The following is a 6,520-nucleotide window of genomic DNA, read 5'->3' as shown; positions in this document are numbered from 1 at the left end:
ACGGTCACCCGAAAAGCGCCATCGAGGACCTCATGCCCTGGTGCTTCAACCAGCCGTCAAGCATCGCCGCATAGGGCAACGACCTCGCGCTTACGTTCAAACGGCGCCAGTGTGCTCCGGCGGCTGGCAGCCCGGACCAGTTGGGCGGGCTGCCGGGCAGGTCGCTGCAGAGGTTACGCCGCCTCTCGCTCGGGCTGCATCATCAGGTTTTCGGGCATAAAGCCGGCGGTCTTCGCCGCCGAGATGAAGGCCCGGCGTGCGGCTCCGACGGGTGCCAGACACTCCATGGCGGCCTCTACCCGATGCAGCGCCCGATCTCTCGCGGAGTCGGCGACCGGCCACTTCTTCCGCAGCCAATAACGCGCCTGTTCGGCGGTGGTGAATTTCTGGACGTCGCCCTCGGGCGACACGACAAAGGACAGGGGCTTGCCCCAGTTAATTTCGATCAACGTCAGTTCTTTCGTGGAGAGGCGAGCACCGGCGCATCGCAACGCAGCCGGTTCGCAGGGAAGGCGGGCGATGCCGCGATGGCCGCCCAGCCTTCATGATTTCGCAGGTTTCGCTCAGGCGAGGGCGAGGTTCGTTGCCGACTCACGGCCGTCCCGGTCACGTTCCAGATCGAACGTGACGGCCTGGCCGTCGTCCAGCTGTTGAATGCCGGCGCGCTCCAGTGCGGAGACGTGGACGAAAATGTCCTTCGATCCGCTTTCGGGAGCGATGAAGCCGAAGCCTTTGGTGGGGTTGAACCATTTCACGGTGCCATTGGCCATCGTGTTGTTTCCTTATGCATGCCGCTCACATGATGCAGCGGCCCGGCAAAGCTGTAGATCGAGAGCTGAGCCGGAAGGAACAGGTTCGAAAAGAGTGTTGCCGGATGTATATAGGTGCTGGCCTCATTTTTGTAAGGGGCGCGTGCAGGCCGGGCAGCACGGCCGGATGGCAGGCGATCTTCCATGTGGTCGCCCTGGCCGGCGCTCCCGACGCGGTGCTGAACAAAGAGACGACGCGGCGACCAGCAGCACAGGAGCACCTGCACCGCGCGGGCCGTCATCTCGGGCGGCCGAACTCCCGGTGTCAGGCATGGTGCCCGAACGCAAAGGGTGTCGCCTCCGCCGGGTCGGCATGGTAGCTTACCTCGCTTCGGCCCTCCGCAAGCCGTCCTGGCCTTTCTTCAATTCGGGAATCAATCGTGCTGTCGCGCCCTCCTTCAAAATATTCCAGGTCAGTTCTGGAAGACGCTCTGGAGCAGCATTTCGCTGCCATCATCGAGGGCTCGGATGACGCGATCGTGGCCAAGGACCTCGACAGCATCATCCTGAGCTGGAATCCCGCGGCAGAGCGCATTTTCGGCTATGCGGCAGAGGAGGTGCTGGGAAAGCCGATCACCATTCTCATCCCGGAGGATCGGCAGCACGAAGAGGTGGACTTCATGGATCGCCTGCGCCGGGGAGAGCGGATCCAGCACTTCGAGACGCTACGCAGAAAGAAGAACGGCGAACTGTTCCCGATTTCCGTGACCATTTCCCCGATCCGGGACGGAAACGGGAAAGTCATCGGGGCGTCGAAGATTGCCCGAGACATTACGCCGCAGCACCGTGCGGCCGAGCAGCAGCGATTGCTGCTGTCCGAAATGAAGCATCGTGTCGGCAACAGCTTCGCGATCGCCAGCGGGCTGCTGAGACTCTGCGCCGGCCAGTCCTCCACGGTGGATGATTTCGTGGGGCTCATGCGCGGGCGCTTCCTTTCGCTGGCAGCGGCACATTCTCTGGCCGCGCCTGTCACTGCCGACGGAACCGTGGAGTCGGGACGAAGGCCGTTGAAGTCCCTTCTCGGCGCGATCCTCGAGCCTTTCACGGGTGAGCTTCCGGCCGGCGTGGTCGTGGAGGACATCACCTTGAGCAGTGATGCCGTCACACCGCTGGCGCTGGTGTTCTATGAGCTTTGCACCAATTCCGTGAAACACGGCGCATTGTCCCGCGAGGACGGGCGCCTCTCGGTCACCAGCGAGCGCCTCGGCGACCGTCTGATCGTTCACTGGGCCGAAGACTTCGGGCAGTCCGCAGAAGAACCCCCCCGGCATCAGGGCTTCGGAACCACGATGTGCGAAGCGGCCGTACGCGACCATCTCGACGGCTCGTTCCAAAGGAGCTTCATGCCGGGCGGAATGCGCGCGACGCTCGACCTCAGCTATGATCGCCTGACGGAAGACGGCTGAGGAACGCCCTCGCTCCGCGGCACTACCGCTTCCCGGACATCGTTCCCGCAGGGCGGTCGGGGGTCGGGGGTGAATGCCCTCTCGCATACCGGACCATCGACGCAGGACGCGGGATGGTCGAGAGATCGTCGGGTCACGAAGCACTCATGATGCGGTTGAATAGAACCGCCCCATCCGCTCCGATCGCGCAGACTTGGAAGCTGCCCTTCGCCAAGTCGATCGCCAGCATGCTGATCGTCGTCGTCATCAATGTGCCCTCCGTTCGGTTCCAGTGGAACCATCATGGCATACGAGATGCCGCTCGGTGGGGGCATCCACCGCATCAGTTCAGGCACCGGCTCCGAACCGGACGACATCCGGCCGGCCCATCCCGACGGGTTATATCGGTCCAAAGCGTCCACTCGGTGAACAGCCTATGTCCGCTCGGCGTGACCTGATTCCAGAACGTAGAGTCGGCTGACCGCTCATTACCCCAGTCTCGGCTTCATACTCGACCGGCTATGGGACGATCATGGGTCATTAAAGCCTGCACTGCTCCGAATCAGCAAACCAACAATTGTTGGAGCTGCCCGGCGCCACCCCGCGCTTTTTTTCGGTATGATGGAGAGGCATCCGACGTCACCCGCTTCCGCTTTGCTTTTGCACAACCATACGTTGCATTCCGACAGACCGCTGCGAGGATTACCGCATGACCGATCTGCAACTCTGGGGCGGGTGCGAATACACCCTCAATCGTGTCGGAAACCGCTTCTTCGACCAGACGATTCGCTCCGGGCACCAAGACCGCGTCGCCGATCTGCAGTTGTTCGCCGAGCTCGGTATCCGCGCGCTGCGCTATCCCGTGCTGTGGGAGCGCACTTCGCCCCATCGGGCCGGTGAGGTGAACTTCGCCTGGAGCGATGAACGGCTAGCCGAGATCCGGCGGCTTGGTTTGCGACCGATCGTCGGCCTCGTGCATCACGGCAGCGGGCCGGCCTATACGAGCCTCCTGGCCGACGATTTCGCGACGGGGCTTGCCGGGCACGCGCGGGCGGCCGCCGAGCGCTACCCGTGGATCGAGGACTGGACTCCCGTCAACGAGCCGCTGACGACCGCGCGGTTCGCCTGCCTCTATGGCCATTGGTATCCGCACAAGCAGGACGAAGATGCCTGCTGGCTGGCACTCCTGAACCAGATCGACGCCGTCCGGGGTGCCATGCGCGAGATCCGCCGCGTCAATCCGGCGGCGCGGCTCATCCAGACCGAGGATCTCGGCTTCTGCCACGCGGTCCCGGAACTGACCGCCGAGGCCGCCTTCGAGAACGACCGCCGCTGGCTCACCTGGGATCTGCTGTGCGGCACCGTTGTGCCGGGCCACCCGCTCTGGTCGCGGCTGTCCGCGCGCGGGTTCGCGGACCGGCTGCAGGCGATCACCGACGATCCCTGCCCGCCCGACGTCATCGGCATCAACCATTACCTGACCAGCGAGCGTTTCCTCGATGATCGGATCGGCCTCTATCCCGGGATCGGACCCTCGGCCGAAAGCGGCGGCCGGTATGTCAATGTCGAGGCGGTGCGGACCGTGCCGGGTGCGCTGCTCGGCGTCGAGGCGCTGCTCGGCGAGGCGTGCTCGCGTTACGGCCGCAGGATCGCAATCACCGAATGCCACAACGGCTGCACGCGCGAGGAACAGATGCGTTGGTTCCTGCAGGTCTGGCGGGCCGCCGAAAGTGCCTCTGCGCGGGGCGCGGAAATCGAGGCGGTCACAGCATGGGCGCTGCTCGGCACGTTCGACTGGGACAGTCTCGTGACGGTCGAGGCGGGACATTATGAATGCGGCGTCTATGATCTGCGCGCCGGAACACCGCGCCCCACCGCCATGGTGCCGCTGTTGCGGGCGCTCGCCGCCGGCGCCGAGCCGCCGCATCTCGACATCATGGCGATGCCGGGCTGGTGGGAGCGCGATAACCGGCTTTGGGCCTGCGCGATGCCGCCAGCATCGGCACCGGCAACCCCGCAGGGTGTGGCAGCCACGGGCCAGAGCCTTGCGCCGCCCGTCCGCGACGCCCGACCGATCCTCGTCACCGGCAGAAGCGGCACACTCGGGCGGATGTTCGCGCGCCATTGCGAATGCCGGGGCCTGTCTTACGTGCTGACCGACCGCGCATCACTGGCGATCGACGATCCGTCATCAGTCACGGCAGCGCTGGACCGCATCGGACCGTCTGCCGTGGTCAACACCGCCGGACTGGTCGACATCGACGGCGCCGAAGCCGATCCGGCCGTGTGCTTCGTTGCCAACGTCGGCGGACCCGCAAACCTCGCTGCCGCCTGCGAACGGCAGGGCATCGCCCTCGTGACCTTCTCCTCGGACCAGGTGTTCGATGGCGCAAAGGGCAGCGCCTATGTCGAAGGGGACGCCACCAATCCGCTCAACGCCTACGGGCGCAGCAAGGCCGAAGCAGAGCGTCGGGTGCTCGACGCCGATCCGGACGCGCTGGTGATCCGCACGGCCGCCTTCTTCTCGCCGCACGACGTCTACAACTTTGCCGTCCACGCGCTGTTGGCGCTTCGCGCCGGGCATCGGTTCGCGGCTGCCGCGGATAACTTCGTCTCGCCCACCTATGTGCCCGATCTCGTGGATGCGGTTCTCGACCTGCTGCTCGACGGGGAGACGGGCATTCGCCATCTCGCCAGCCACGGCGGCCTGTCCTGGGCCGGGTTCGCTCGCGCGCTTGCCACGGCGGACGGCCTCGATCCGGGCGCCGTCGATGCCGTCGAGGCGGCCTCCCTGGGATGGCGGGCGCCCCGGCCGGCGGACGTGACGCTCGCCACCGAACGCGGTCAGATGCTGCCAGACATCAACGACGCAATAGCACGCTTCCTGCGTGACTATCCGCGGGCGAGTGTGCGGAGCGAAGGCCCGGCACGCTGAACCGCGCGAACGCGCGGAGATTGCTGGCCGGCGACGGGCGTCTCAGCAATCCCGCGGGAAGCAGACCTCAGCTTTGTGCCGCGTTCCGGCTCGGCAGCTATCACCACAACATATGAGAAGCATGTCGCAACCGCATCTACCCTTCGCGAGTTCCCGTGCGTGGCTGCTGCGACGGACGTCATGCGCCCGAGCAGCGGCCGTGTCGCGGCTGGACTCAGTGATCACCCGCGACATCCGCCATCGTGCAACGTGACAAGGAGTTTCACATGTTCTTCCGCACCAAGCATCTTCAGATCGACGCCAAGCCCGAGCGACCGGATCCCGTTTTCGCCAAGATGCTGCAGGAGCCTCTTGGCGGGCAATGGGGCGAGATGAGCGTCATGATGACCTACCTCTTCCAGGGCTGGAATTGCCGCGGTCCGGCGAAATACAAGGACATGATCATGGACATCGGCACCGAAGAGATCGCCCATGTCGAGATGCTCGCCACCATGATCGCCCGGCTGCTGGAAAACTCGCCGGTCGAGGCGCAAGAGGACGCGGCCAAGAACAGTGTCGTGGGTGCCGTAATGGGAGGAGCGCGGGTCGAGGACGTGATCCTTTCGGGCATGAACCCGCAGCACGCCATCGTTTCGGGGGGCGGCGCGATGCCGTCGGACAGCGTCGGCTATCCCTGGAACGCCAAGTATACCATCGCCAGCGGCAATCTGCTTGCCGACTTCCGCTTCAACGTCACCGCCGAGAGCCAGGGACGGCTTCAGGTCGCGCGCCTCTACAACCTGACGAACGATCCCGGCGTGCGGAAGATGCTGGCCTACATGATCGCCCGTGACACGATGCACCAGAATCAGTGGCTTGCTGCCATCGCGGAACTGGAGGCCGACGGTCTGGAAGAGACACCTGTCCCGTCCAACTTCCCGCAGTCGCTCGAGGACCAGCGCGTGAGCTATCAGTTCTGGAACTGCTCGGAAGGGACGGAGAGTCAGGAAGGAGGTTGGGCAGCCGGCACCACGCCGGATGGCAAAGGACAGTTCGAGTATCTGGCCGAGCCCAAACCCATGTCCACGGACGACGGCACACTCGGCCAGACCGATCCTCGCCTCTACGGCACCCCGCGCCAACCCGTGCCGAAGACGGCGAAGAAATAACAGAAACGACGATCGCGCGATCTTGTCGGCCAGGCAGGATCGCGCGGGGCGTTCCATGGCCTAGCCGTCGCCGTCGCTCTCGCCGATGTCAGTGACGCGTCTCTACAAGCAGACCAGCGAAAGTTTGAGCAGCGAATCTCGCGGCCATTCACCTGAACAGCAGCTCCGCGCAGCGCCTTGCCTCGAACGGCTTTTCGCAGCAGGGCACCTCGGCGTAGGCCGGTGGCAGGGACTGGGTGTCGT

General features: G+C 64.8%; 6 protein-coding genes. 3 read left to right on the top strand and 3 right to left on the bottom strand.

All coding sequences use genetic code 11. From position 1 onward, the window contains the following. Positions 1–173 precede the first annotated feature (173 nt). The 3 genes from KTN05_RS16905 to KTN05_RS16895 all read right to left on the bottom strand — a co-directional run bounded on the left by KTN05_RS16905 (position 174) and on the right by KTN05_RS16895 (position 955). Entirely contained in the window at positions 174–446 is a 273-nt protein-coding gene (locus KTN05_RS16905) for a DUF982 domain-containing protein (protein WP_371823400.1), read from the bottom strand. 117 nt (positions 447–563) lie between these two features. Then, the gene (locus KTN05_RS16900) at positions 564–770 is read right to left on the bottom strand and encodes a cold-shock protein (RefSeq protein ID WP_217330552.1); all 207 of its coding nucleotides are present in this window, start codon (positions 768–770) and stop codon (positions 564–566) included. Then, the gene (locus tag KTN05_RS16895; protein WP_217330551.1) at positions 752–955 is read right to left on the bottom strand and encodes a hypothetical protein; all 204 of its coding nucleotides are present in this window, start codon (positions 953–955) and stop codon (positions 752–754) included. Before KTN05_RS16895 ends, KTN05_RS16900 begins: the two co-directional genes overlap by 19 nt. Before the next feature lie 234 nt (positions 956–1,189). Here KTN05_RS16895 and KTN05_RS16890 point away from each other — a divergent pair, with 234 nt between their 5' ends. The 3 genes from KTN05_RS16890 to KTN05_RS16875 all read left to right on the top strand — a co-directional run bounded on the left by KTN05_RS16890 (position 1,190) and on the right by KTN05_RS16875 (position 6,277). Beyond that, positions 1,190–2,215, top strand: coding sequence for a PAS domain S-box protein (locus KTN05_RS16890; RefSeq protein WP_217330550.1), 1,026 nt, complete (start codon positions 1,190–1,192; stop codon positions 2,213–2,215). Between the two features lie 688 nt (positions 2,216–2,903). Next, entirely contained in the window at positions 2,904–5,129 is a 2,226-nt protein-coding gene (locus KTN05_RS16880) for a family 1 glycosylhydrolase (protein ID WP_217330549.1), read from the top strand. A 266-nt stretch (positions 5,130–5,395) separates the two neighbouring features. Further along, positions 5,396–6,277, top strand: coding sequence for a manganese catalase family protein (locus KTN05_RS16875; RefSeq protein WP_217330548.1), 882 nt, complete (start codon positions 5,396–5,398; stop codon positions 6,275–6,277). The last annotated feature ends 243 nt before the right edge of the window (positions 6,278–6,520 follow it).

Source organism: Paracoccus sp. Z118, assembly GCF_019061185.1.
Taxonomy (GTDB): Bacteria; Pseudomonadota; Alphaproteobacteria; order Rhodobacterales; family Rhodobacteraceae; genus Paracoccus.
The sequence above is the reverse complement of the archived record's forward strand: the minus strand, read 5'-3'. Positions and strand labels throughout refer to the sequence as shown.

Bases quoted from the DNA above. Each gene is read 5' to 3' on its own strand.
- KTN05_RS16900 (WP_217330552.1), bottom strand. From the start codon at position 770: ATGGCCAATGGCACCGTGAAATGGTTCAACCCCACCAAAGGCTTCGGC.
- KTN05_RS16895 (WP_217330551.1), bottom strand. From the start codon at position 955: ATGGAAGATCGCCTGCCATCCGGCCGTGCTGCCCGGCCTGCACGCGCC.
- KTN05_RS16880 (WP_217330549.1), top strand. From the start codon at position 2,904: ATGACCGATCTGCAACTCTGGGGCGGGTGCGAATACACCCTCAATCGT.
- KTN05_RS16875 (WP_217330548.1), top strand. From the start codon at position 5,396: ATGTTCTTCCGCACCAAGCATCTTCAGATCGACGCCAAGCCCGAGCGA.